This is a genomic window from Skermanella sp., from assembly GCF_059503625.1.
The window spans coordinates 1-2,323 of record NZ_JCACHA010000452.1; the positions used below are offsets into that span (position 1 = coordinate 1).

The 2,323-nt window shown below is 65.2% G+C and carries 2 protein-coding genes and 1 pseudogene; all 3 read left to right on the top strand.

Annotated features, from left to right (window positions below):
* Window positions 1-737 (top strand): cation:dicarboxylate symporter family transporter (locus AC5JJ6_RS09985; protein ID WP_496041895.1); only part of this gene is annotated, 737 nt, incomplete at its 5' end.
* 19 nt (window positions 738-756) lie between these two features.
* Window positions 757-2,157: an NAD(P)/FAD-dependent oxidoreductase gene (locus AC5JJ6_RS09990; protein WP_496041896.1), complete on the top strand. Its 1,401-nt coding sequence runs from the start codon at window positions 757-759 to the stop codon at window positions 2,155-2,157.
* Window positions 2,158-2,229: 72 nt separating this feature from the next.
* Window positions 2,230-2,323, top strand: a pseudogene (locus AC5JJ6_RS09995) (beta-ketoacyl-ACP reductase); the annotation flags it as partial.

Below are 2,323 nucleotides of genomic sequence, written 5' to 3' on the forward strand. Positions count from 1 at the left end.
GCGCGATGGCCTTCACCATCGGCAAGTACGGCGTCGGCTCGCTGCTGTCGCTGGGTCAGTTGATGCTCGCCTTCTACACCACCTGCCTGATCTTCATCTTCCTGGTGCTGGGGACCGTCGCCCGGCTGGCCGGGTTCAGCATCGTCAAGTTCATCAAGTACATCAAGGAGGAGCTGCTGATCGTCCTGGGCACGTCCTCGTCGGAATCGGTCCTGCCGCGCATGATCGCCAAGATGGAGAACCTGGGCTGCGACAAGTCGGTGGTCGGGCTGGTGATCCCGACCGGCTACTCGTTCAATCTCGATGGGACCTGCATCTATCTGACCATGGCCGCCATCTTCCTGGCGCAGGCGACCAACACCGACCTTACCCTGAGTCAGGAACTCGGCATCATCGGCGTGCTGCTCCTGACCTCCAAGGGTGCCGCAGGCGTCACCGGCAGCGGCTTCATCGTGCTGGCGGCGACGCTGGCGTCCGTCGGCACCATCCCGGTCGCCAGCATCGCGCTGATCCTAGGCGTCGACCGCTTCATGTCGGAAGCGAGAGCGCTGACCAACCTGATCGGCAACGGCGTCGCAACCGTCGTCGTCGCCAAGTGGGAAGGCGCCCTGGACGTGGACCGCATGAACCGTCACCTCAACAACGAGACGGACGACGAAGCCGACGATCCGGAATCCGTGCTGATCGAGGACGAGGAAGCGATTGGGATCGGAACGGCTTCGCGGGCAAGAACCTGAACCGCCGGAGAGGCAAGCCATGTCGGAAGAAACAGTGGCTGAAAGGACGGTGACCGCAGGAGCGGTCACCGACGAAACGGGGATAAGCGACAATCGAACGTCGGCGCGCGATACGCTTCATCATATCGTCATCGTCGGAGGGGGTGCCGCCGGACTGGAACTGGCGACCGGGTTGGGCGACAAGCTGGGAAAGCGGAAGAAAGCCAATATCACGCTGATCGAGCGGTCGCGCACCCATTTGTGGAAACCGCTGCTGCACGAGGTCGCCGCCGGCAGCATGAACGTCGACAACCACGCGCTCGACTATCTGGCGCAGGCCCATTGGCATCATTTCCGCTACCGCTTCGGCGAGATGGTCGGGCTGGACCGCGCCAAGCGCGAGGTCTGCCTTGCCGCGACCCACGACGACGAGGGCAACGAGATCACGCCGGCGCGGTCGTTCCACTACGATACGCTGGTGATGGCGGTCGGCAGCACCGCCAACGATTTCGGCACGCCGGGGGTCAGGCAGTTCGCGATCACGCTGGACACCCTGTCCCAGGCGGAGCGCTTCAACCGCCGTCTGGTCAACGCCTGCATCCGGGCGCATGCGCAGGCGGAGCCGGTGCGTCCCGGACAGCTCCATGTCGCGATCATCGGGGCGGGGGCCACGGGAACGGAGCTGGCGGCCCAGCTTCACCGGACCACCCGGCAGGTGGCGGCCTTCGGGCTGGACCGGATCGACCCGGACCGGGACTTCCGCATCACGTTGATCGAGGGTGCGCCCCGCATCCTGCCTGCCTTGCCGGAACGGATATCGGAAGCGACGGCCGGTCTGCTGGGCAAGCTCGGCGTCGATATCCGGGCGGGAGCCAAGGTGACGGAGGTCCGGAAGGACGGCGTCGCCCTGGCCGACGGCGGCTTCATCCCGGCGGAACTGGTGGTCTGGGCCGCAGGCGTGAAGGGTCCCGACTTCCTCCGCGACCTCGACGGGCTGGAGGTCACGCGGAGCAACCAGCTCGTCGTGACGCCGACGCTCCAGACCACCCGCGACCCCGACATCTTCGCGATGGGCGATTGCGCATCCTGCCCACGCGAGGGCAGCACTACCCCGGTCCCGCCGCGCGCCCAGGCGGCCCATCAGCAGGCGACCCACCTGCTGAAGCAGCTGCGCAACCGGCTGGAAGGCAAGCCGCTGAAGCCGTTCGTCTACCGCGACTTCGGCTCCCTGGTGTCGCTGGGGAAATATTCTACCGTCGGTAACCTGATGGGCAAGCTGGTCGGCGGCAACATGATGATCGAGGGTTACTTCGCCCGCATGATGTACGTATCCCTCTATAAGATGCACCTTATGGCCCTGCACGGATCATCCAAGGTTGCCCTTGAGACGGTCGCGCGGACCATCGCCCACCGGACCGAGCCGGCGGTGAAACTACACTGAACCGGCCCATATCGGCCCAAGACCCCCGGGCCGGTACCAGTAGACGAAAACTCGAAAAGGAAGGAACAAGAAATGGCACGAGTAGCAGTCGTCACCGGAGGAACCCGCGGCATCGGCGAGGCCATCTCGCTCGGGCTGAAGGAAGCCGGCTACAAGGTCGCCGCCG

Bases quoted from the DNA above. Each gene is read 5' to 3' on its own strand.
- AC5JJ6_RS09990 (WP_496041896.1), top strand. From the start codon at position 757: ATGTCGGAAGAAACAGTGGCTGAAAGGACGGTGACCGCAGGAGCGGTC.